The organism is Saccharibacillus alkalitolerans (assembly GCF_011090185.1).
In the GTDB taxonomy this organism is placed as follows: Bacteria; Bacillota; Bacilli; order Paenibacillales; family Paenibacillaceae; genus Saccharibacillus; species Saccharibacillus alkalitolerans.
Genome location: NZ_JAAFGS010000013.1, coordinates 1 through 23541, shown reverse-complemented (window position 1 = coordinate 23541; position 23541 = coordinate 1). Strand labels below are relative to the sequence as shown.

Annotated in this window: 18 protein-coding genes and 1 pseudogene; 8 read left to right on the top strand and 11 right to left on the bottom strand. The window is 56.5% G+C overall.

What is annotated here, in order from left to right; genetic code table 11:
• Positions 1-244: 244 nt before the first annotated feature.
• Positions 245-748: a hypothetical protein gene (locus tag GYN08_RS22175; RefSeq protein ID WP_166279487.1), complete on the top strand. Its 504-nt coding sequence runs from the start codon at positions 245-247 to the stop codon at positions 746-748.
• A 127-nt stretch (positions 749-875) separates the two neighbouring features.
• Here GYN08_RS22175 and GYN08_RS22170 read toward each other — a convergent pair whose 3' ends face one another.
• Positions 876-1355 (bottom strand): SRPBCC family protein, encoded by a 480-nt coding sequence (locus GYN08_RS22170; protein ID WP_166279484.1) that lies wholly within the window; start codon positions 1353-1355, stop codon positions 876-878.
• A gap of 522 nt (positions 1356-1877) precedes the next feature.
• Positions 1878-3098 carry a GTP-binding protein gene (locus GYN08_RS22165; protein WP_166279481.1) on the bottom strand — a complete coding sequence of 407 codons (1221 nt, stop codon included), beginning with the start codon at positions 3096-3098 and terminating at the stop codon, positions 1878-1880.
• Positions 3099-3291: 193 nt separating this feature from the next.
• Here GYN08_RS22165 and GYN08_RS22160 point away from each other — a divergent pair, with 193 nt between their 5' ends.
• Both GYN08_RS22160 and GYN08_RS22155 read left to right on the top strand, forming a co-directional pair.
• On the top strand, positions 3292-3816 hold the full coding sequence (locus tag GYN08_RS22160; protein WP_166279478.1) for a ClbS/DfsB family four-helix bundle protein: 525 nt from the start codon (positions 3292-3294) through the stop codon (positions 3814-3816).
• A 146-nt stretch (positions 3817-3962) separates the two neighbouring features.
• A complete protein-coding gene (locus tag GYN08_RS22155) occupies positions 3963-4478 on the top strand; it encodes a hypothetical protein (RefSeq protein WP_166279475.1) in 516 nt (171 codons plus the stop codon).
• 42 nt (positions 4479-4520) lie between these two features.
• Here the strand turns inward: GYN08_RS22155 and GYN08_RS22150 are convergent, their stop codons facing one another.
• Positions 4521-5225: a Crp/Fnr family transcriptional regulator gene (locus GYN08_RS22150; protein WP_166279472.1), complete on the bottom strand. Its 705-nt coding sequence runs from the start codon at positions 5223-5225 to the stop codon at positions 4521-4523.
• A gap of 71 nt (positions 5226-5296) precedes the next feature.
• Positions 5297-7198: a heavy metal translocating P-type ATPase gene (locus tag GYN08_RS22145; protein WP_166279469.1), complete on the bottom strand. Its 1902-nt coding sequence runs from the start codon at positions 7196-7198 to the stop codon at positions 5297-5299.
• A gap of 146 nt (positions 7199-7344) precedes the next feature.
• On the opposite strand from GYN08_RS22145, the gene GYN08_RS22140 reads away from it, so the two are divergent.
• The gene (locus tag GYN08_RS22140) at positions 7345-7554 is read left to right on the top strand and encodes a heavy-metal-associated domain-containing protein (RefSeq protein WP_166279466.1); all 210 of its coding nucleotides are present in this window, start codon (positions 7345-7347) and stop codon (positions 7552-7554) included.
• Between the two features lie 101 nt (positions 7555-7655).
• Here the strand turns inward: GYN08_RS22140 and nadS are convergent, their stop codons facing one another.
• The 5 genes from nadS to GYN08_RS22115 form a co-directional block, all read right to left on the bottom strand.
• On the bottom strand, positions 7656-7970 hold the full coding sequence (gene nadS, locus GYN08_RS22135; RefSeq protein WP_166279463.1) for a NadS family protein: 315 nt from the start codon (positions 7968-7970) through the stop codon (positions 7656-7658).
• A gap of 1 nt (position 7971) precedes the next feature.
• Positions 7972-8340 (bottom strand): addiction module toxin RelE, encoded by a 369-nt coding sequence (locus tag GYN08_RS22130; protein ID WP_166279460.1) that lies wholly within the window; start codon positions 8338-8340, stop codon positions 7972-7974.
• Between the two features lie 229 nt (positions 8341-8569).
• A complete protein-coding gene (locus tag GYN08_RS22125; RefSeq protein WP_166279457.1) occupies positions 8570-9916 on the bottom strand; it encodes an ABC transporter substrate-binding protein in 1347 nt (448 codons plus the stop codon).
• A gap of 158 nt (positions 9917-10074) precedes the next feature.
• Positions 10075-10914, bottom strand: a complete 840-nt coding sequence (locus tag GYN08_RS22120; RefSeq protein WP_166279454.1) for a carbohydrate ABC transporter permease — start codon at positions 10912-10914, stop codon at positions 10075-10077.
• Positions 10915-11775, bottom strand: a complete 861-nt coding sequence (locus tag GYN08_RS22115) for a carbohydrate ABC transporter permease (protein WP_166279615.1) — start codon at positions 11773-11775, stop codon at positions 10915-10917.
• A 154-nt stretch (positions 11776-11929) separates the two neighbouring features.
• Here GYN08_RS22115 and GYN08_RS22110 point away from each other — a divergent pair, with 154 nt between their 5' ends.
• Positions 11930-13933 carry a cache domain-containing sensor histidine kinase gene (locus tag GYN08_RS22110; protein ID WP_166279451.1) on the top strand — a complete coding sequence of 668 codons (2004 nt, stop codon included), beginning with the start codon at positions 11930-11932 and terminating at the stop codon, positions 13931-13933.
• 42 nt (positions 13934-13975) lie between these two features.
• Positions 13976-15238 (top strand): response regulator, encoded by a 1263-nt coding sequence (locus tag GYN08_RS22105; protein ID WP_166279448.1) that lies wholly within the window; start codon positions 13976-13978, stop codon positions 15236-15238.
• A 204-nt stretch (positions 15239-15442) separates the two neighbouring features.
• Here the strand turns inward: GYN08_RS22105 and GYN08_RS22100 are convergent, their stop codons facing one another.
• Positions 15443-17395 (bottom strand): InlB B-repeat-containing protein, encoded by a 1953-nt coding sequence (locus GYN08_RS22100; RefSeq protein ID WP_166279445.1) that lies wholly within the window; start codon positions 17393-17395, stop codon positions 15443-15445.
• Positions 17396-18685: 1290 nt separating this feature from the next.
• Between GYN08_RS22100 and GYN08_RS22095 the strand changes: the two genes are divergently transcribed.
• Both GYN08_RS22095 and GYN08_RS22090 read left to right on the top strand, forming a co-directional pair.
• Positions 18686-19204 carry an antibiotic biosynthesis monooxygenase family protein gene (locus GYN08_RS22095; RefSeq protein WP_166279442.1) on the top strand — a complete coding sequence of 173 codons (519 nt, stop codon included), beginning with the start codon at positions 18686-18688 and terminating at the stop codon, positions 19202-19204.
• A 327-nt stretch (positions 19205-19531) separates the two neighbouring features.
• A complete protein-coding gene (locus GYN08_RS22090; RefSeq protein ID WP_328802998.1) occupies positions 19532-21919 on the top strand; it encodes a UvrD-helicase domain-containing protein in 2388 nt (795 codons plus the stop codon).
• A gap of 164 nt (positions 21920-22083) precedes the next feature.
• Here the strand turns inward: GYN08_RS22090 and GYN08_RS22085 are convergent.
• A pseudogene (locus tag GYN08_RS22085) lies at positions 22084-23541 on the bottom strand (DUF5704 domain-containing protein); the annotation flags it as partial.

Genomic DNA, 23541 nt, shown 5'->3' with positions numbered 1-23541 from the left:
CTTTATTTTTTGCTATCGCCCTTTTAAAAAAATCCCCCGAGTTAAGCTTGGGTTAAGATTCAGTGTGTATAGTAAAGGCAGAACAGAAGTTCACGCAGACCCCCGACACCGACACCGGACGGACGGTCTCTCTCAGAAAAGGCAGCCCGGCGCGAGCCGGAACGGCGAACGAAACACGAAAAACCGGCGAGAACACATAAGCGAACATTCACACGGACTTAACCGAAGAAAGCGGGGAACAAGCATGAAAACCATGAAAAACGCGGGAGCAAAAGCCGCAAAAGCGCGCGGCGCAAAGACGATCGTCCAAAGCGGCGACCTTCCCGGAACAAATCGCATCAATCTGAAAAGAATCTGGATCATCGGCACGCTGGCGCTCGGCATTACGCTGGGCAGCAGTCTCGGCGGCGGGCGCGTCGAAGCGGGTGCGGTCTACCGCGAGACGCCGCCGGCTTCGAGCGACGAAACGGCGAGCGGCAAGGACGCGTTCCTGTACGCGCTGGGCGCGCAGAGCGAGCAGCAGGTGTACGATTTGATGTACGATAAAGGATTGTCGCTGCGCGAAATCGCGGCATTGAACGGCGGAAGCCAGGACGAACTGCTGGCGCTGCAAGTCCGCGAATTGGAGCAGCAGCTGGAGCAGAGGCTCGAGGGCGGACAGATCACCAAGGAAGCCTACATAGCGCACAAGGCCGAGCTGCCGGAGATCGTGGCGGCGAGCCTGTCGTCGAATATGGCCGCACACTGACCTTTATGCAGCGAATAGCGCATCCGTCTGCGCGACTTCACTTGACGGATCCCAAATAAGCCGCAGCAAAAAGGCGAACTCTCGTCCTCCGAGGGTTCGCCTTTCTTCAAGTTGTCCCGGTCTCGGATTATTCCGCCAATCCCGGCTGCACCAAACGAATCCCCAGCCGGTTCGTCAGTCCTTCGATACAATCGGCCATGACACGATTGTGGTTCCACACGAACGCCGGTCGAAAAAAAGGCGCCCAGAAGTTCATCCATCTTTTTTTCGTTCGCACTTCCCACGTATAACGTATCCGCGTGCAGGTCCCGACCTGCTCGAACTCCAGTCGGCCGACTCCTTCCAGGTGCCCGTCCGCGCGCAGCTCGATCAGCCGGGGCTTCCGCTTATTCACGATCCGCGCCGTAAAAGACAGCTTGTACAGCATCCGCGTGCGGATCACGGTCAGATACTCGTCGCCGATTCCGTCGCCGCCGGGGCCCGATTTGGTCTTGCAGATCGAGCAGCCCCGCCACCAGTCCGCTCTCTCCGGTTCCTCGATCAGCTTCCATAATTTCTCCGCGCTCGTCTCCAGCATCCAGTCGCTGACGAATCGGTATCCGTTCATGCCTCTTCGCCTCCCTGCCGATTAGGTTCCTTCTGTTCATTAACACCGGGCAAGGAAATTGAACAGCGGGTTATCACGAAAAGCCGGAAAATCCGACAACATTTTCCGTATGCTCAGGGGTCGTGTTTGGCGTATTCCAGAATATCGCACCCGACTCACTCTAACGGAACGAGGCGACGCTTAGAGACTGTTTTTTGGCTTTTGAAAATTCTAACGGAACCAGGCGACGCTTAGAGCGAAATTGTGTTTGTTTTTGGCGAAAAAAGCGGCGAATCAGACGGCTGACGGACATACGATCCGTTAAAATCGCGGGAGGGGCTGATTGTCGCTTCTAAGGGACATACGATCCGTTAGCGAAGCCCTTTACGTTTGCGGCCGTTCCTTTAGCGCAGCCAATCCAACACCGCAATAAAACCCACACAAACAGACGCCGCTAGAGTACCGACGCCCGCTCGTTTCTTCGTATATTTTTCATTATCCATTATTTTTTCGTCATCTATAAAGTTGTCTATCGAGAGACGACTATACCGTCACCGGCTTGAACGGATTCGGGAACCGGCTCCAATCTTCCTCTATCTCCGTTTCCGTCAGCAGCGCCGCGTCCAGCGATCGTTCGATCTCTTCCCCGTCCATCCCGATGCCGATAAACACCAGCTTCGTGACCCGGTCGCCCCAGCGTTCGTCCCAATCCGGCGAGTTCTCCAGCGATTCGCCTTCGCCGAAATAGAAGTCGCGTTCTTCCTGCGTCAGCGCGGATACCCACAGTCCGGCGCTCGCAAATTCTTTCGAGCTGCCCGCCTGGCTGAACGAATACGCTTTGCGGTTGTCGAACGCCATCCAGACGATGCCTTTGGAGCGGACGACGGACTCCGGCCAGCGGCCGATCCAGCGGCCGAAGCGTTCCGGATGGAACGGCACTTTGCGCTTATAGACGAAGGAGTTGATCCCGTACTCTTCCGTCTCCGGCGTATGCTCCTCTTTCGACAGCTCCAGCATCCAGCCTGCCGACGCGCTTGCCCGTTCGAAGTCGAAACGTCCCGTGTTCAGAATCTCGGCCGGATCGACCCGTCCCTTCACGCAGCGGATAAACTTCGCCGTCGGCTGCAGGCTGCGCAGCACTTCTTCCAGACGGTCCAGCTCTTCCGGTTCCACCAGATCGCATTTGTTCAGGATCAGCACGTCGCAAAATTCCACCTGCTCGATCAGCAGATCGACGATGGTGCGTTCGTCCTCGTCGGCGACTTCCTGTCCGCGGTCTCTCAATTTCTCGCGCGATTGGTAGTCTTTCCAGAATTCCGCCGCGTTCACGACCGTCACCATCGTATCCAGACGCGTCAGCTGCGTCAGGTCGATGCCGTTCTCCTCGTCCACGTAGCTGAACGTCTGCGCGACGGGGACCGGTTCGCCGATCCCCGTCGACTCGATCAGGATATAGTCGAACCGGCCTTCTTCCGCCAGGCGCTCCACCTCCACCAGCAGATCTTCGCGCAGCGTGCAGCAGATGCAGCCGTTGGACATCTCCACCAGCTTCTCGTCGATCCGCGACAGCCCTCCGCCTTCGCGCACCAGGTCCGCGTCGATATTGACCTCGCTCATATCGTTGACGATGACCGCTACCTTAAGGCCGGTGCGGTTATTCAAGACATGGTTGAGCAGCGTCGTCTTGCCCGAGCCCAGATAGCCGCTGAGGACGGTGACGGGGATTCGGCGATCCGCGCCTTCCCGTTTCGACAATGTATTCATGTTCGATCACGCTCGCTTTCGAAATAAACTTGAAATCGGAATTAATCGTAATAATTACTATTAACGATTTTCATCTTAATCCTCTTTCCTGCCGATTGTCAACGCGTCCCGATAAAAAACGATTCGCAAAACGGACACCGAGCTGTCCGCGTTTACGCTTTATAATGGAACGGGAAGCAAAAGGAGGACGATTATGCCAAGTTATCAGTATGCGTCGAAGCAGGAGCTGAAGGACGCGATTCATGCCGCCTATCTCAAGCTGGACGCCGAGTTCGACGGGATCGCGGAGGCGGATCGGGACCTGCGCCTGCCGGACGCCGATCGCACGCCCGCCGAGATTCTGGCTTATCAGCTGGGTTGGCTGGCTTTGGTACAAGGTTGGGACGCGGAAGAAGCCGCAGGCGGCACGCCGGAGATGCCCGCCCCCGGCTATAAGTGGAACCGGCTCGGCGAGATGTACGAAGACTTCTACCGGCAGCATGAAGCTTATTCGCTGACGGAGCTGCGGGCGATGCTGGCGGCGGCGGAAGCGAAATGGCTGGATTGGATCGAAGGCTTGAGCGAAGAGGAATTGTTCGTGCAGGGCGCGCGCCGCTGGACGGGCGACAAGCCGAACTGGCCGATGGCGAGATGGATTCATATCAACTCGGCCGCGCCGTTCGGGACGTTTCGCGGGAAGATCCGGAAGTGGAAAAAAGCGCGGAAAGCGGCGGAGTGACCGCGGATAAGGTGGATAACTACAGAGATCCAATCGGAAAGACTTCTACGTCTAACCGATGATTTCGCCCAATACGGATTTCGCTGCACCTTTTTGCCCGGCCCGAACGTCTATAAGGCAAATACTCGAAGGAAGGAGCCGCCTGCATGAAACTCCGCCTTTTCCCGCTGCTCGCCCTGCTGTCCCTGCTGCTGTCCGCCTGTTCCTCCGACGATATACCCGACTCCGTCACCGAAGACGAAGGCCAAGTCACCGCCATTAAACGTATCCCGGACAGCGATTTCGAGCTTCGTCTGGTCGTGGACCGTCTCGAAGAAGGCGACAAGGCGTTCACGGCGGAAGCCGGCCTGCGCTATGTGGGCGATCAGCCGGAGGTCACGATCGTGCACGGCGATCCGCTGTTCATCGGCAGCCTGATGATAGACGACAAGCGAGTCGGAGGCCCCGCCGGCATCAACACCGTCGCCATCTCCACCCCGATGAAAGCGGACGAATGGCTGACCGAGAAGATCGACCTGCCGGCTTCCAAGACGCAGATCAAGCAGTTTTACGAAAAAGACGGAAACATCACGCTCTATGCCGGCTTCAGTGCAGACGACTACGAAGACGGCCGGGGGACCGATGCCACCTTGACGCTGAAAGCCGAAGAGATTCCGCGTTGAAAAAGCAGTCGGTTCGCTGTTTGCGGACACACTCTAGACGAGCTAGACCAGCCGCAAAGCATCCAGATCCAAAATACGGATACGGCGCTGATCCGACTGCTCGATCCACCCCGCGTCTTCGAACTTGGCCAATTTCCGACTGATCGTCTCCGGCGTCGTCCCGAGAAAAGAAGCCAGGTCTTTTCTCGACATCGGCAGACGGTATTCCATGGATCGGTGTTCTTCCGCCTGCTGAGCCAGATAAAGCCCGATCCGGGTCTCCGCGTCTTCTGTTGCCAAGCGGGTGACCTGGCTTTCCGCCTGGTCAAGCCGGTCGGAAAATTCACGGAGAATTTTCCACGAAATATTAGGATACCGCTGCAGCAGCTCATGAAGATCGCCGCGCCGAATGCTGCAGATTTCGGTCTTTTCCAGCGCTTCCGCGTAACCGTCATGAATCGATTCCTTAAACAGGGCGAGTTCCCCCGTGAAATCGCCCGGCTGCAGAATCCGGATCAGCTGCTCCCTGCCGTTTTCCGACAGCCGGTACACTTTCACTTTGCCTTGATGAACGATATACAGCGAATCCGATGTATCGCCGGCTCTGTGCAGCAGCTCCCCTTTTTTCAAAGAGACCGCATGCGTCGCTTTGGCGACCTCCTCCATTTCGTCGTCCTGCAGATGATTGAAGATCGGAACGATGGACACGCAGCGTTTAGGCGCTCCCTCGTTTCCTTCCGTATGCCGGCATGCTTCATGATTCTTCATACTTCCCCTCCTCACCCGTATTTACCCTGCCGCTTTTCTCTTATTGTACCGCTCCTAGTCTCATTCTTCCTCTATTCCTGAACGCAAACGAGCTTCCCTTCTTTTTCCCGCCGCATTCGTTTCCGATCGAAGCCTATCAGTCTCATGGCGTTCAAGATGACGAGCAGGACGCTGGCTTCATGGATAAACATGCCGGACGCCAGATGGACGGACCCCATCAGTACCCCGAGCAGCAGCGCAGCGACAGTACCGACCGCGAAAAACGTATTTTGTTTGATATTGCGGATAGTCGCTTTGGACAGGGAGTAGGCATGGGAAAACTGCATCAGCTTATCGTTCATCAGGACGACATCCGCCGTTTCCATGGAAATGTCCGTACCGCCTTCCCCCATCGCGACCCCGATATCGGCCGCGGCGATCGCCGGAGCGTCATTGACGCCGTCTCCCGCCATCGCTACGACGTGACCCTGCTGTTTTAGCCGCTTTACGAACGCCGCTTTGTCTTCCGGCAGAAGTTCGGCATGGAAGGCGTCCAATCCCAATCGGGTCGCGACTCGTTCCGCCGTATATCGGTTATCGCCCGTGAGCATGATGATGCTATTAATGCCGTTCCTTCTCATCTGAGCCAGCGCGGCCGCCGCCTCTTCGCGAATCGGATCGGCGATGGAGAAAAAGCCGGCCAATTTTCCGTCCACCGCTGCAAAAATCACGGTGTTTCCGGCTTTTTCACGTTCTGCCGCATAAGTTTCGGCTTCAGGCGGTATGGCGATCTTGTTCGCGTGCATCAGCTTTCGGTTCCCGATCGTCAACCTTCGTCCTTCCACCGCAGCCGTCAAGCCGCTCCCTTTGATAACGTCGATGTCTTTCGGCCCTTGTTTCGGTGCCAGGCCGCGGCTCTTCGCTTCCTGGACGATCGCTCGGCCGAGATGGTGTTCCGACGCCGTTTCCGCCTGTGCCGCAAGCCGCAGCAAATCCTCTTTTTGATACGAACGAAAAACTTTAATATCCGTCACTTCCGGTTTCCCTTTCGTCAACGTACCGGTTTTGTCAAAAACGAGGGTGTCGACTTCCGCGAATCGTTCCATCGCTTCTCCGCCTTTGACCAGCACGCCGTTTTTCGCGCCGTTGCCGATGCCTGCCACACTCGACACCGGCGCCCCGATGATCAAAGCTCCCGGGCACGCAATGACCAGGAAAGTGATCGCCAGGTGAAAATCTCGGGTCAGGGCGTATACCAGAACCGACAGCCCGGCGATCCCCGGCGTATAGATGCCGGCGAACTTGTTCAGAAATTTTTCCGTTTTCGTTTTCGATTCCTGGGCTTCTTCCACCAATTCGATAATTTTCGCGAACGTCGTATCGTCTCCGACTTTTTCCGCGATGATTTCGATATAGCCGGTATCGATGACGGTACCGCCGAATACGCGATCTCCCGCTTTTTTGGACGCGGGAATCGACTCCCCGGTAATGGCCGCTTCGTTCAATAGAGCCTGCCCCGTGACAATCCTGCCGTCCACCGGCACTTTTCCGCCTGTGCGGATCATGACGCGGTCTCCCGCAGCCACTTCTTCCACCGGTACGGTCACTCTGCTGCCGCCGCGGAGGATCGTCGCTTCCTGCGGAGCCATATCTGCCAGGCTTTTCAGAGAAGAGCGCGTCTTTTCCAACGTGCGGACTTCCAAGTAATCTCCGAACAAGAACAGGAAAGCAACGACTGCCGATTCCGTATATTCCCCGATCAAAAGGGCACCCAGGACGGCGATCGTCACCAGCGTCTCGATACCGAACACTTTCATTCTCAGCGTCTGGAACGCTTTGATCGCAATCGGAAGCCCGGCAATAAACGTCGCGGCGATCAAGATGAACGGCCGTAGACCGGAATAGCCCATAATAGCCACAGCCGGCGCCATAATCAGCAGAAAACCGGCAAAGAAGGTGATGCTTTTTTGGTTTTGATGAATGAACCCGATCATTTCGTTCCTCTCCTCTTTCGCGGGACGGTTATTTTCCTCTTCCCTGATCTTAAGAGATTTCGAGGCGAAATAACTTGATCTCCGTCAAGGAACGCCGCAGAGGAGCGCTCTATACTTAAGGCAGAAAAAACAAAGGAGAGATTGACATGACCGCGGTAAAATTTCAATTGGAACCTCTCACCTGCCCGTCCTGCATCAAAAAAATCGAAGGCGCATTGAAGAAAACAGACGGCGTCGAAGAAGCGAAAGTGCTGTTCAACTCCGGTAAAGTGAAAGCCGTCTACGACGCGGACCGGGTAGCTCCGGAAGAGTTGAAAACGATCATCGAAAGATTGGGTTACACGGTCGTCGCTTAACATATTTCTTTTCTCTTCCTATCGAATTTCAAAAAAAGCCGCTTCCACAAACATTTCTGCCTGTGAAAGCGGCTCCTCCCGTATTTCTTATCTTAGCAATTTCAAGATAAGATAAATTCTTTGGCGAATTCCGGTTTTTCCTTAAGCACCTGGAGAAATCTTTGGGAAGAACCTGTTGGGTTGGAAGTTCCTGTTTCCCAAGCTTCGACCGTCTTTACGGAAACTCCGAGCACATTTGCAAAGGCGGCTGCGGAAAGATGCGTATTAGTACGGATTTCTTTGACTTCAGCTTTAGAAAACTTCGGAAGTGGTTTGAATTTGAGTTCGCGAACCGTTCCTTTTTTTGGATCCCCTTTTGCGAATTCGACCGCCTCATTCAAACTTGCTTCCAGCGCATTATAATAAGAACTGCTCATGCTAATCCCCTCCGTAATAAGTTTTTAATCGTTCTACTATTTTTTTTAAGTTATTTCTTTCGGCTTGGCTTAGGTTATCGCTTTCACTTTTATTAAAGACAACAAGAAGTATAATTAAAAATTCCTGATCGATATCCAAATAAGTTACCCGATAAGATCCACTCTTACCTTTGTTCGTGTGAGAAGGTGCAAAGCGAATCTTTCGAAGTCCTCCGGTCCCTCTTATTACGGGTGCTGCCTTCGGTGATTTCATAAGTATGGTTTCCAGTTCCAGCAGATCATCTTCTGTAAGCCCTAACTGCCGCCATGCTGATGTAAAGCTTGAAAGTTCAACAAATTTTCGCGATTGTTCAATTTCCCCTTCTGACATAAGTTCAACCTCTAACTTTTAGGATACTCTTTTTATACCCTATATTATAGGGTGTGTAAAGAAAAATATGATATTGGAGAGATTAGCTTCTAACCTCAAGTCCTTGTATTAAAGACCTTTATAAAAAAGCCGCTTTCGCAGGTATCATCCCTGCGAAAGCGGCTTTCTTAAGGCTGCCGGGCTGTGATTCTCTCAGAGCCGGTTCGCCCATTCACTTCATTCCCAATCCTTATTTCTTCGCCAATTTCAGCACCGTCGCATCCATCTGCTTGAACAGCTCTTCCTTGGTGATCTTCTTCGCCACGTAAGCCTGCATCAGGGCGCCGAATTCCTGGCTTGTGCCGTCCGGCAGCTTCGGCCACTGCCAGCCGAGCGTCTTGTCGGCCTGCACGTATTCCTGGATGCCCGCGGCGATGTCGCCGAGCTGTTCCGGTTCGTACGTGATCGTTTTGAGGGCCGGAATGAATTTGAACTCTTCGACCGTGTAGCGTTTGCCCGTTTCGGACGTGACCATCCAGTTGAGGAATTTCTTCGCTTCTTCTTTATTGGCCGAGTTTTTGTTCACGACCCAGTTGTTCGGCACGCCGACGAAAATGTTGTCGTTCAGCGCTTCGTCGTCGTTGATCGGCATCGGCAGGATGCCGATTTCGATCTCCGGATCGATGCCGTCGATCTGCACCTGCGTCCAGTTGCCCTGCTGCGTCATCGCCGCCATGCCGGAAGCGAACTCCGTCATCTGCGTGTTGTAGTCGGTCGTCAGCGGACGGTCGTTGCTGAATTCCATCGTCAGGTCGACCAGGTTGATCCAGTCGTTGAAGATTTCGTTGTCGACGACGGACGTCTTGCCCGCTCTCCACTCTTCGATGAACTTGTCCGGGTCTTCCTGTTTGGCGTAAGCGTCGTTGACCAAATGCTGGCCGATGACCCACCATTCCTGGTAGCCGTTCTCGAACGGCGTAATGCCCGCGTCTTTCAGCTTCTGCGCCGCTTCGCGCAGTTCCGTAAGCGTCGTCGGAATTTCCGTGATGCCGGCCTGCTCGAACAGCGCTTTGTTGTACAGGAAGCCGTAACCTTCGATGTTCATCGGCAGGCCGTACAGCTTGCCGTCCATGGTCATCGGATCTTTCACGTTATCGGTCAGGTCGGCCACCCAAGGCTGATCGGACAGGTCTTCCATACGGTCTTTCCACAGCTGAGCTTCGTTATAGCCGCCGTTGTTGAAAATGTCCGGCTCGTCGCCCGAAGCGAATTTCGCTTTCAGCGCCGCGCCGTAGTCCGCGCCGCCGCCGACCGTTTCGATCGTGATATTGACGCCGGTTTCTTTTTTATACTCGGCCAGCAGCTTCTCCATCGCGTCCGCGATTTCGACTTTGAACTGGAACATCTTAAGCGTAACGTCGGAAGTCGGCGTATCGCCGTCCGTTCCGGTTCCCGCATCCGTACCGCCCGTACCGGCTGTCGTGCCCGTTCCGTTCGTTCCGGCTTCCGGATTCGGCATGGCGCCTCCGCCTCCGCAGGCGGCGAGCAGCGAAATCATCAGCAGCAGCGCCATGGTGAGAAAGCTCGTTTTCTTCATGTGTACAGCCTCCCTTTTGTGTGTGTCGAAGCGGCCTTCCAAATGTGCTGAAACGGTATTCCCTCGAACTTTCCGACTCTTTCCAATCGTTCGGCAAGCGTTTACAATAGAATTGCTTTTATGTGATCATGCAACTTGCCCGTTTGTCGGTCCTGCAATCAGCCTTTTACGGCGCCGGCCGCGATGCCGGCGATAATATGCTTTTGAAGCGCAAGGAAGAAAATGATGATCGGCGTGATACCCATCAGCAGCCCCGCGAGCGCCAGGTCCCACTGCTTCGTGTACTGCGAGAAGAACGCGTTGGTCGCCAGCGGAATCGTTCGAAGCTCCGCATTGCCTCCGATAATCAGCAGCGGGAGCAGGAAGTCGTTCCAGATCCACAGCGTGTTCAGGATGAACACCGTCACGATCATCGGCTTAAGCAGCGGCATGACGATCCGGAAGAAGACGCCGAACGGCGAGCAGCCGTCCACGATGCCCGCTTCCTCGACCTCGATCGGCACCGACTTCACGAAACCGTGGAAGAGGAAGATGGTCAACGAGGCTCCGAAGCCCAGATAACAGATAATCAGACCCGGCAGATTGCCCGTCAAATTCAGGTTGGCCGCGACCCGCACCAGCGGAATCATGATCGACTGGAACGGAATGACCATCGCCGCGACGAACGCCATAAACACGATATTGTTGAATCGGCTCGGGAAGCGAACCAGACGGTACGCGGCCATCGAGCAGAACAGCGCCAGCAGCACGTTTGCCAAAATCGTAATGACGAGCGAGTTGGTGAACGCTTTCGGAAAATCGAGAATGTCCCAGGCCCGCGTAAAGTTGTCGAACGTGACGGCTTTCGGAAGCGAGGCCGAATTTTTCAGGATATCGGCGAACTTCTTCAGCGAATTCACGATGACGAAGTAGAAGGGAACGAGGAACAGCAGCGCCAGCAGGACGGCGATGACCTCGAGCAGCAGCGTGCGCCAGGAATACTTGCGGCTCGTCTCCATTTAGGACTGTACCTCCCTTCTCTTCGTAAACCAGACTTGAAGCGACGAGACGAGCGCCACGATCACGAAGAACAGAAGCGCTTTTGCCGTGCCGAGTCCGTAGTTGCTGTTCGTGAACGCCTCGGTGTAGATATTGAGCGCGAGCGACTCGGTCGAGCCGAACGGTCCGCCCCGCGTCAGCGCGAGGTTGAGGTCGAACATTTTGAACGCGTTGGACATCGACAGGAACAGGCAGACCGTAACGGCCGGCATGACCAGCGGGAATGTCACGAAACGAAGTTTCTGGCCGTAACCGGCCCCGTCGATCTCGGCGGCTTCGATCAGCGAACGATCGACGTTCATCAGCCCGGCGATATAGATGATCATCATGTAGCCGGCGGCCTGCCAGACGAACACGATGACGATGCCCCAGAAGCCGGTCGCTTCCGTGCCGAGCCATTCGAGATTGAAGAATCCGATGCCGGTCGCCTTGCCTACGGCCGCGAAACCGCGGATGAAGATGAACTGCCAGATGAAGCCGAGCAGCAGCCCGCCGATGACGTTCGGGATGAAGAAGAGCGTCCGCAGCAGATTGCGCATTCTAAGCGGCTGAACGAGCAGCAGCGCGAGCAGGAACGCGATCACGTTCGTCAGGATGACGACGGCAAGGGTGAATCGAATGGTGAACCAGAAGGAAGCCCAAAATTTCGCGTCCGCAAACATGGCGGTGAAGTTGCGTGCCCCCACCCAATTGACGGTAATCGCGACCCCGTTCCAGTCCGTGAACGAATAGTACATGCCCAGGAAAAACGGGATGACGACGACTATAATGAAGAAAAGCAGCGACGGACCCAGAAATACGCTTTGCATCAACAGGTTCATCCAGCGCTTGCGTCCTGCCAAAATGGTACACCCCCCGTTTTGTTCTTTTTTCGTCTACGCGTTTATTATATGCTCTAAAAGTAAGCGCTAACATGGAAACAAATGACGAATTAAGTGGACTATATTGACCTCTGTCCGAAGAAAGGAGAGCCGAATGATCCGTCAGTCTATCCGCAGCAAGCTGATCGTGTTTCTGGTGTTCGCTACCGCCCTGCCCATTCTGCTCTCTACACTGATCGCTTACAACCTGACCAAGGAAAACGTCAAGCGCAGCGCGATCGAAGACAACGCCAGCCTGCTCTTCCAAGGACAGACGAATATCGTCAACTATCTCGATACGGTCAACAAGCTGTCGCTGCAAATTTACGACGAATCCGTCTACGGCGACACCTTGATCGACATTATCCTGTCCGGCTCGGACGAATTGGAATCGGGGCTCGACCGCAACGACGTCATGGGCGCGCTGAGGCGCACCTATTACGCGATGGACGGGATTTACCAGGTCTTTTTGCATATCGACGAGAGCAGCAATTCCTATCTCTATTACGCGGGCAAGCCTTACGGCCCCACCCGTCAGGATCAGCTCCCCGAATACCGAAAATGGGACATGCAGGCGTTCGCGGGGGTGACCCACCGGGCCGGCAGCTACCGGCTTCGTCCGGAAAACGAGGAGCGGTCGACCGACGTGTTCACCTTCAACCGGATCGTTTACGACATTCCGCGCAACGAGAAAGCCGGGCTCCTGGCGATCGACGTTCGAATCGAGTTCCTTCGTTCGCTGACCGAACGCCTGGCGGCCGAAGGCGAGGAAGTCTATATCGTGGACAGCGAAGGACGGCTGATTGTCGGACCGGAGGACCGGCTGGGCGAAAAGCCGGAACTGAACGGGCTGGACGACGTGCTGGCGGCGGAACGCGAATCGGGCTATACCGTGCAAAAAGACGGCAGCGACTCCTTCCTTTTTTACGAAAAGATTCGCAGCCCTCTCGCCGACTGGACGCTCGTCAAAAGCGTGGGCGCCGACACGCTGTACCGCCGCGAACGCCAGATTCTGCTGCTGAACGCCGGCGTCGGCGCGCTGTCGCTGATCGTGGTCGTCGTGGCGACGGCATTCATCTCGCTGAAATTCACCCAGCCGATCCGCAAGCTGATCCGCGGCATGCAGCAGGTGGAATCCGGCGGGGTCCCGCTGGAGCTGGAGACAAACCGGACCGACGAATTCGGCGTGCTGTCGCGGCGGTTCGAAGGCATGGTCCGGCGGCTGAACGACTCGATCCTGAAGCAGTACCGGCTGGAGATCATGAACAAGACCAATCAGCTGCGCGCGCTCGAAGCGCAGGTCAATCCGCATTTTCTGAACAATGCCCTCCAGTCGATCGCGACGCTGGCTTTGAAAAAAGGCGATAAAGAGGTCTACGGCCTAATCTCCTCGCTGGGCCGGATGATGCATTATAATATGCATGTCGGCGACGCCTTCGTCCCGCTCAGCCGCGAAATCGATTATGTCCAGGATTATTTGGGACTGCAGCGGCATCGCTTCCGCGGAAACTTCCGCTTCTCTCTCGAAGTGGAGCCGGAAGCGAAAAACGTGCAGGTCCCTCGGATGATCCTGCAGCCGCTGGCGGAAAACTATTTCAAGCATGCGGGAGAAGCGCTGGAACAGGAAGGCGTGCTGCGGATCCGGGCTTTCGTAAGACGGGACGCCGAGGGCATGCCCGCGTGGAGGGAAGCGGCAGGCGTCCAGCCGGACGGCGACGGATCGGAGAAGACCCCTGCGGCGCGAAGCGGCTTTACGGATGCGGCATATGAGATCGCGCCTGCGGAATCGGAACGCGGGATGCGAACGGTGCGCGGGGTGAGCGAGCGCGAATATCCGGCGGGCGACATTCTCCCGCGGCGCGAATTGATCGTCATCGTCGCCGACAACGGCCCGGGCATCGAACCGGAGCAGCGGCGGCAGCTGCAGGACATGTTGGACCGGCCGCTGGTGTTCGGCCAGAATACCGAATCCTCGCAGATCGGCCTGCGCAGCGTCGGCGATCGGCTCCGGCTGTACTTCGGCGAATCTTCCGCCGTCTTCCTGAGCCGGGCGCTCGAAGGCGGACTCCAGGTCACGCTGCGGATTCCGCTGTTCGGCGAAGAAGAAATTCGGAGATAAAGAAATGGACAGGGAATGCGGACAGATATGGGGAGGCCCGAGATGAGAGTGCTGATTGTGGACGACGAAGCCCATGTTCGGGAGGCGATCCGCCTCCTGATCGATTGGGAGCGGTACGAACCGGCCGAAGTGTGGGAAGCTTCCAGCGGCCGCGAGGCGGTAGCGATGATCGAGCGGCACGCGCCGCAGATCGTCCTGACGGACATGATCATGCCGGCGGGCGGAGGAATCGACCTGCTGGAATGGATCAGCCGGAGCACGCCGGAGACGAAGACGTTGGTCATCAGCGGGCACGGCGACTTCGACTTCGCCCGCCAGACGCTCCGCTACGGCGGAATGGACTATCTGCTGAAGCCGATCGACGGCGATCAGCTCAACGAAGCTTTCGGGAGAGCGGTAGAGAGCTGGCGCAGCGGCGAAGAGAGCCGCCGCAGGCTGCTCGAACAGACCATGGAAGTCAATCGATTCAAGCCGATGTACCGCGATAAGCTGTGCTCCGACCTGCTGGGAGGCCCGGCCGCGAGAGAGACGGCCGAACGGGAACTTATCGGCGAATTCGGCCTGGCCGGAATTTCGGGCACGGTGCGCAGCGCCGTCATCCGCCCGGGCGACGATTCGCCGCTCTGGCACAAATACGCCGGCCGAACGGAGCTGTTGTTCTTTACACTCGCCAACGTGGCCAACGAGCTGCTGGGCCGAGGCCGGGAAGGCTATGCGTTCCGCAACCTGGGCCAGGAACGCGAATTGGTGGTCTTTTTTTGGAGCGGCGCCGCGCATGTCGGGGACAGGCTGGCCCGCATGAATGAAGGATTCGCCGGCGTGCTCGGCGAACCGCTGCATTTCGGACTCGGCGGATGCGCCGACGGGTTCGGGGAAGGGCTCCGGGCCTCGTATCTGCAGGCGCAGGAAGCGCTGAATCCGTTCAGGGCGATGCCGGACGGCTCAAGCGGATATATCCATGCGTTCGAAGACGGATCGGCCGGCGGCCCCGGTGTCATGGAAGAGATTGCGGCTTATATTCGCGAGCACTACCGGGAGGAATTGACGCTCCAGGACCTGACGGACCGCTTCTTTTTGAGCCGAGAATACATTTCCCGGCGATTCAAGCGGCAGTTCGGTCAGAACGTGTTCGACTATCTGGCCGGTGTGCGGCTGGAGCGCGCCAAGCAGCTGCTGCTGGACTCCGACATGCTCGTCGTGCGCATTGCCGAACTGGTCGGATACCAGGACGAGAAGTATTTCAGCCGCGTCTTCAAGAAGGCGACCGGGCGCACGCCGAACGAGTTTCGGCGGGGCGATGGGTGAAGGCTTGCGGAAAAGGCGCAAGGCAAACGAAGAAGAACGCAGAGCCGCGCGACATAAGTTCTGCTCACTTTCTGTTCCTGGTTTCTTTTAACAAAAAAAGACCGTCGAATAAAATCGACGGTCCTAAACAGAAACTTTTCATTGCAAGAGTATCAGAAACTCCTTTTCTATGTTTGAATCAGTCGAAAATAGATATTTAAAGTTTTATTCAAGATTGTTCAAGATCACCCAAATTTGCGGATCCAAATTTAACGTATTGCTTAAAATGACAACCGCTTCGGCTCGGGAACTCTGTCCTTTCGGATCGAATACTTCTCCCGGCTTACCGCTGACGATGCCGGCCTGGGCCGCTTGTCTTACCGCATCCGCCGCATAAGGGCTGATCTGCGACTGATCGACAAAACTTCCTCTCGAAGTATCCTTATTGACTTCATTCAGATTAACGATCCGAGACAATACGGCGGCCATTTCTTCCCGGCTGATTGTCCGGTTCGGTCTGAATGTGCCGTCTCCGTATCCTTTCAGAACGCCTACGCTTACCAGCCTTCGGATTGACTCGTTCGCCCAATGATTGTTGACGTCGTTCAGGACCGGCGCAGCCGCGCTCGCTTGTTCGACAGGGAAAACGCGGGACAGAATCGCCGCGAACTCTCCGCGCGTGATCTTATCATTCGGACGGAAGCTCCCGTCCGGATCGCCGGTTACGAAGCCGAGTCTGGCAAAAGTTCCGATTGCCTGCCGTGCCCAGTGCGCGCCCGTATCCGTCAATGTCGCTGCGCCGGAAGGCGCACTGTTCGCGGCGGCGGAGATTCTGCTTACCAGAGCCTCGCCGTCAACGACGCCGTTCTGGAAGACCGGAGCCGTCGTCGGAGCCGGTGCCGGCGGTACCGGAGCCGGAGCAGGTGTCGGAACCGGAGTTGGCGTAGGTGTCGGTGCCGATGGTGCAGGAGCAGGTGCAGGCGTTGTCGGAGTCGGATCCGGTACCGGGGTCGTCGGAGTCGGCGATACCGGCGCGGCAGCCCGATCGATAGTCAGGCTGTACGTCGTAAAGGTATCGTCTTCTGCCGTGACCTTAATCTGCACCGGGTTAGGGCCTACCGTCAGATCGGCTACGCGATACACATAAACATCGTCTGTCACGGAAACTTCGGTCGCTCCCGTTACGTCGAGACTTGCCCTACGGTCGGCCTTGGTTATGCTCAAATTCAAGGCCGTTACCGAATTTGGCACGTTTCTGACGTTATAGGTGAACGTCGAAGCCATAAAGACAGGGTCCAACGTCCCTTGGTCAACGGAGAAGCCGGATAATCTTGCGTCGGCGGACGTCCATTTCGCATACAGCGTCGTATTCTCGGTAATTGGCGCATTAAAGTTGAACGGAATCGTCAGATCGCTGTCGCTGTACCAGCCGCCGAACGTGTAACCGGTTCGCGTCGGAGCCGACGGTTCGGTAACCGTTGTATTATAGTCGACAGTCTGATCGGTTATCGCGCTTCCGCCGTTCGTTTCATAACTTACCGTGTAGCTGTTGATCGACCACTTCGCGTAGAGCGTCGTGTCCGCCGTAATCGGTGTGCTGAAGTTGAACGGTGTTTCCAGATCGCTGTCGCTGTACCAGCCGTCGAACGTGTAGCCGGTTCGCGTCGGAGCCGACGGCGCAGCCGCCGTTTCGTTATAGTTCACGGTCTGGCTTTCAACCTCGGTGCCTTCGTTCGAGTCGAAATTCACCGTATAACCGTTCGCCGTCCACTTTGCGTACAGCGTCGTATTGGCCGTGATCGGCGCCGAGAAGTCATACGGCGTCGTCAGTGCACTGTCGCTGTACCAGCCGTCGAACGTGTAGCCAGTCCGCGTCGGAGGGGAAGGCTGCGTTACCGGCGAATTGGCGTTTACGACCACGCTTTGTACGGGGCTTCCGCCTGTGGTTTCGAAATTCACCGTGTAGCTTCTGATGACTGCCGCATACTTATCGACTCTAAGTCCGTCGGGATGCCAATAGAGCGCATACAAGGAACGGTTCAAGTCCGTCGCGAACGACAATTCGAAGACATGCTGCGAAGCCGCACTTTGACCGATTAAGCGCCATTCCGTTCCGTCATACTTCACAATATTAGCCTGGTAGATCTCTTCGTCTTCGATATATATTAGATAACCCAAGTAAACGTCGTTGCTGACCGGGTCGGTCGCAAGCTCGGCACCATTTATGTCGGTACCGGGAAGGGTGGAGGGAGACACTGCTTCCCAACCGTTCGTACCGTACCTCATTACCGAAGCGGAATAAAAATCAGTCCCGTCTTGGTAGGCTACGTAAGGAATTCCTGTCGAATCGAATGCAAATGAAAGGTAAGTTGCCTGCCCTGATGAGAGAGCGCTTGAGCCTACCATGCTCCAAGTTCCTTCGTCATATTTCATCATGAAAGCCTTTTGATCTTCTTCATTACTTGTAAAGGCCACATAAGGATCTCCGTTAACCGGGTTTACTGCCAAACCGAAATAAAAACCACTGCCCGGCGAAAATCCGGGTTGCCCTACCGTTTCCCACGAAGCAAACAGACGATCATACCGTTTTACCGTCATTTTCCCCTGCCTCGAGTAATCGAAATAAGCGATATACAACGTTCCGGATCGATCAACCGCTAATTGAGTTTTGCCAACGGAAGAATCCGAAACTACCTGCATTCCTAAAGGTGCCCATCCGCCTTCGCCATAAGCAAGAACGACGGCTTTACTTTCAAGCGCATCATCTCGGTAAGATAAGTAAAGCGTTCCAGCGTTATCGACGACGATATCTACATAATCTCCGCTGCCTGTCGAAACACCTCTTTGACCGACGTAAGTCCATTCCGTTCCGTCGTATTGCATGACCGAAATTTTTCCGCCCGCTCCCTGATCGCGATAAGCCGCGTAAACTTTCCCGCTTTGTTTGTCAACCGCAAGCGAAGGTCTAGCAACGTTACTTTCCGTAAAAAAATCTTGTCCTAAAGTCTGCCAAGAAAAAGCATCTTCGGCATGCGCCGCTTTCTGACTTACCGGAAGCAGCTGCGCCATTAAAAACAGAACCAAGGCCCAAACAAATACCAACTTTCCCGCTTTTTCTTGCTGTCTGTTTTTTTGTACCATAGTTCCTCCTGAACGGAATAAATTTCTGTTTCTTTGGGATCTTTCACTTCTCGCCCTCTGGATGTTATTAGCGACAACAGCATGAGAGGTTTATGGAATTTAATTTCCATAAAATAATTTTAACTCCAATAAAGTAAACCTAAACCCGAACGTGACTTTAAAATTTTCGCCAGCATACAGACATTGCGCAGACTGTTCTTTCATCTGTCGCTTCCTTAAGCTGCGAGGAGGGTATAATGAAGGTAGAACCGCGCCGCTTACGAACGCTTTCCCGTTTCTAGGCGCAGTCAGAAATCCCCATTTTGACGCAAAGGCAGGTTGATTCGTATGTTTCTGTATTTATTCCACGGTACGCTGCCGGAAGATCCGCAGCTCGACAATGTGTATACGCTAAGCGGCGAAGACGAAACGCTGTATCTTTTTGAAGCCGTTACGCCGCCGGATACGTCCATCGACTCCCGTTCCGCTTACCAGGCGATCGACAGTTCGGGCTCGCTGGCCGGCAGCTATGCGGTCATGAACAACATTCCGGTCGTCGAAGGCGGACGGACCGCTTTCGAAGAGAGATTCCTCGGACGTGCACGCCGCGTCGAAGAGATGCCGGGCTTCTCGGGCATCCGGGTGCTGCGTCCGCTGCAGGGCGACACCTACGTGATTCTCACCGTCTGGAAGGACGAGGAGAGCTTCAAAGCCTGGCAGAGTTCGGAAGCGTACAATCATGCGCACAAGAAACGCGACACGTCCGAAGGCATCACCCAGCAGCGCCCGGAGATTTTTGCCCGTCCGGCGTTCCTGACTACCTATCGCATCACGCCGCCGGAACTCGGCAAGACGAGCAAATGTTAATCTGCCGGTTATGTTGAAGCCGCACAAAAAGCCGTGCGTGTCCCGATCGGGGCACGCACGGCTTTTTGCCGCGTCTTCGCCTATCCGGTCTCCCGCGCCTTCCCCTCCCTTCTCTGTCCCTATCGACGTGCGGGTCAGGAGAAAATAAAGGAAAAGACGGCTGTTTCCTTTGACGCTCGTAAAGCGCTCGTGATACATTTATAAAATCGGAATTTTGACGGAATCAGCGCGGCGCAAGCCGGACTTCGCCGAAAAATGAGCCATTTGGGCCGCTTCGCCGGGCACAGGCCGCGGCGGCAGCGAGTGAACGAATCGAGGGGACAATCAGTGGAGAGATCAACATCCAAATTTGAAAACAAACCTTTCGGCGCATCCTCGGCCAGGGTGCCCCGGGCCGAACTCGCGGCGGGAGCCGCCGCGCGGCAGACCGCATCGGTCGGCGGACAGCTCGGCGAGCTGGACGCCGCTTATTTTCGCGGACTGGAGCAGGCGGGCATTCGTCTGAATCCCGCCCAGATCGCCGCCGTACGCTGCACGGAAGGACCGCTGCTGACGCTTGCCGGCGCGGGCTCCGGCAAGACCAGCACGCTCGTCTGCCGCACGGGGTATCTGCTCGACGTGCGCGGCATCGAACCGTCGGGCATTCTGCTGCTGACCTTCTCCAGCAAGGCCGCGGCCGAGATGCGCGAACGGATCGCCGGACTGCCGGGAATCGGCGAATACGAAGCCGGCCGCATTCAGGCCCGGACCTTCCATTCGTTCTGCCTGTGGCTGCTGTTCAGCCAGGGAGGCCAGAAAGAAATCTTCGGCGACACGCGGCGGCAGCATATCCAACTGCAGCAAATCATGCGCGAACTGAGCCTTCAGGACGCCTATCCGCCGGAGAACCTGCTGGCGCTGCTGTCCTCCTACAAGGTGAACCTGATGACGGCGCAGCAGCTGCCGGAGAAGAGCGAAGCCGATCGGCAGATGAAGCGTATTCTGCTGCGCTACGAAGCCTGGAAGGAAGAGAACGGCAAGATCGACTTCGACGACGTGCTGACCGGCGCGCACGCCATGCTGAAGCAGCGTCCCGAGCTGCTCGAACGCCTGCGCCGCCGCTTCACCCATCTGATGGTCGACGAATTCCAGGACACGAACCTGCTTCAATACGAAATCGTCAAAATGATCGCCGCGCCGCGCAACAACCTGATGGTGGTCGGCGACGACGACCAGACCATCTATTCGTTCAACGGCGCCCGCAGCGAATTCATTCTCGAATTCGAGAAGCTGTATCCGAAAGCGCGCGTCATCACGCTGGACATCAACTACCGCTCCGTGCCGGCCATCGTCGGCCTCGGCAACGAAGTCATCCGCCACAACAAAATGCGGAGAAACAAGACGCTGCGCGCCGCAAACGGCGGATCGCTGCTTCCGGCGTACATGCGTCCGGATTCCGCCGACGACGAAGCGAACGAAGTCGTGGAATTCATCCGCCGCGAAGTGGCGGCGGGCCGGCGGGAATACGGCGATTTCGCGATTCTGTATCGTTCTTCGAGCAGCAACCGCGCCGTGCTGGAGCAGCTCGTGATCCGCGATATCCCGCATATCGATTACGGAGACGGGCGGCTGCTCTACGAGCATTGGCTCGTCAAACCGGTGCTCGATCACATGCGGCTGTCGATCAACCGACGCGATTTCGACGCGATGCCGAGCGTGCTGCCGACTCTGTATATCGCTCGGGACAAAGGCATGGCCCATATTCGCGAAACGGACGCCGGACGTCCCAAAAAGGGGCCTCTCGTTCATCTGCTGACGCTGCCCGGCCTGAAAGATTTCCAGCTGGACAAGATCCGTCAGCGGCTCGAAATGATCCGTTCGCTCAAGGGCCTGGTACCGGCCGCCGCGATCACTCAGATTCGTCAAAGCTTCTATGACGCCTATATCCAGGCGGGCGAACACAGCGAACAGACTTCGCACCGGGAAATGCTCAAGGAAATGCTCGACGAACTGGAGACGTCCGCCGGACGCTTCGACTCCATCGTCTCGTTTCTCGCCTTCGTCGACGACATGCTGCTGCGAAATCAGCAGACCGCGGCCGTGAAGTCGCAGGCTCAGGGCAACCGCGTGGCGTTGATGACGATCCACAAGTCGAAGGGCCTGGAGTTCCCCGTCGTCTTCCTGATCGGAGCTTCCGAAGGCACGCTGCCGCACTCTTCGGCGCTCGGGGCCGACTCTCTGCGCGATACCCGCGTAGGACTGGAAGGCGACGCCAGCTATGCCGAAGCGCTCGAAGAAGAGCGTCGTCTGGCCTATGTCGCCGTGACGCGGGCGAAAGAGCAGCTGTTCGTCAGTTCGCCCGCCATGCAGCGCGGCAAAAAAGCGGCCGTATCGCGCTTCCTTCTGTCCGCGTTCGGCCAGGACACCTCCGCTTCCGATGCCGCTTCGCGCGCCGAATTCGGCGGCCGCCGGGTCGGCGCTCCCGATCCCGGGCGGTTCGGCAAAGTCCGAACGGGCCGAATGGGCCGGGCGGATGCTCAACCGGGAAGCTCCGGCCAAAGCCGCGGCGCTGCGGCTCCGGCGAGAACACAGAGCGTACCGGTCTGGCTGTGCACGTCCGACTCCTGCGTCGCCTGGACGCGCATCATGCACAGCAAGGATATGAACGCGGCCCACAAGCCGTGTCCGCTCTGCGGCTCTCCGATGAAGAAAGGGCGCAAAGACGTGCCGGTGTGATAGACGATACCCGGCCGTCTCCCGTCAACCGTCGACGATGCCTCCTCCCCTCTCCGTGCCGCTTCCGTAGGCTGAGGGAGATGACAGACAGGCCTGATATTAGCGATCCCATGGCTTCGGCCGGGGATCGCTTTTTCATGTCCGGCTTCCTCCGGGACATACCGTCAATGCGGCACCTGCACCTGAAAATCGTCCTTGTACGACTTATCCGCGTTGAAGAACACGATGTCTCCGTCCTGCAGCGCGAACCTATTGCCCCACGAATCCCGGACGCCGCGCCGAAATCCTTCCTTCTGCCACTGGTTCATCAGCGGCGCATGAATGTACTGCAGATGGGGACTCGCCAGGTTGCCTTCCCGGATGCTCTCGATGTTGAAGTTCAAGATGATGTAACCGTCCCGCAGAAAGATAGGATCGCGCTTGGTCAGTCCGCGATGCGTCCGCCCGTATTCCGCCAGGTCGGTGCCTTTGGCGACGACGTACGGATCGCCGGGCAGGCTGTATTCGCCGTACCACCGCTGCACCGCCGCGTTGGCCCGCTCGTAATCGACGGACGGCGGCAGGCTGCTTTTCGGCCCGATCAACGTTCGGATCTGTTCCGGCAGCAGCAGCAGATCGTAGCCGCCGACCGGCGTCTTGAGCTTGGTGAACCGGCGGATGTAGTCGCTCACGAACATCTCCCGGCTGACGCTGCCGACTTCGGCGAATCCGTAATCGTGATTGTATTTGTTCCGGGCCGTGTCGCTCAGTTCCTCCTCCGGCACGCTGCGCAGCCGATCGTTCAAGATCACGTAGCGCTTCTCCGTATCGCGCGGCGAACCGACCTGGATGAACGTCCGGTGGTCGTCGTTGTAATACAGATCGACCGGCGTTTTCGTTTGGCCGTCCCGGCTGACGAACGTAAAGCTCGGCGTAATGCGGATGCCGTCCTGCCGGCCGAACATGTTGCCTTTCGTTTTCAAATCGAATTTCACGTGGTAGCCGGTCTTGACCGTCACGTTCTTCATCCCTTCCAGCGGATTGCTCCCCGGCAGAATCGGAAGGGTGAACGGCGAAGCGTTGCCCCGGGCCGCTCCGTCGATGCCCAGCAGTCCGGTCCAGTAGGTAAGTCCGGTATGGACGGCGCTGCCGATCTGCGTGCGGAAGACGCGTTCCCAGTTGTAATCGGCGATGTCCGTAATATGGAAGTCGTACAGACGGCCGATAACTTCGACGTCTACGGTGTCCGATGCGACATGGTTGGCAAGATCGAAGTTCGCGTCCTGCTGCGTCGGGGAGTCGCCCGGCGCATTTTCCGCGATGTTGCGGAACTGGACGGTATAGTCGCCCTCGTCGACCCACACAGGCAGGAAGAATTCGGTGACGATTTGATTGACCGGAATGTTGATCCAGGTGTTCTTCGGGTAGAAGGTCGACTTATCGGCCGAATAGGTATCGAACGGGAAGCTGACTTCTTTACTCCGGAAATACTTGGCGTAGTCCCGGTTGCCGTAACCCGGATAGTTCTGATGCTGTCCGCTGGTCGGCATGGTGATCGTAAACGGCCGATCCAAGATAAACGCCTGCCGGCTGTAATAGAGTGCACCCCTTAAAATGGACATTAGAAAACCCCTTGGGTAAAC